Origin of the sequence: Leucobacter musarum subsp. musarum (assembly GCF_001273845.1) — a bacterium.
Taxonomy (GTDB): domain Bacteria; phylum Actinomycetota; class Actinomycetes; order Actinomycetales; family Microbacteriaceae; genus Leucobacter; species Leucobacter musarum.
Map to the genome: position 1 here is coordinate 1 of NZ_JHBW01000026.1, position 253 is coordinate 253.

Here is a 253-nt window from a genome sequence, read left to right on the forward strand (position 1 = left end):
CCGCCCCGACCTGCAGCTCCACTTCCTCCCCGTCGTCGTGCAGTGGAAGGACGGAGAGCGGACCGCGGAGAAGGTCAAGGGCCACGGTTTCACCGTGCTCGCCAACGTCGCCCGCCCGAAGAGTCGTGGTGAGATCCGCCTGAACTCGGCCGACCCTGACGAGAACCCGATCATCGACCCCAACTACTTGGCCGACGAGGACGACTGGCGCATCTCGATCGAGGGGATGAAGATCATTCGCCGGATCCTGAGC

1 protein-coding gene is annotated in these 253 nt (G+C 64.8%); it reads left to right on the forward strand.

What is annotated here, in order from left to right; genetic code table 11:
- Nucleotides 1-253 (forward strand): GMC oxidoreductase (locus CH42_RS00085; RefSeq protein WP_239683885.1); only part of this gene is annotated, 253 nt, incomplete at both ends.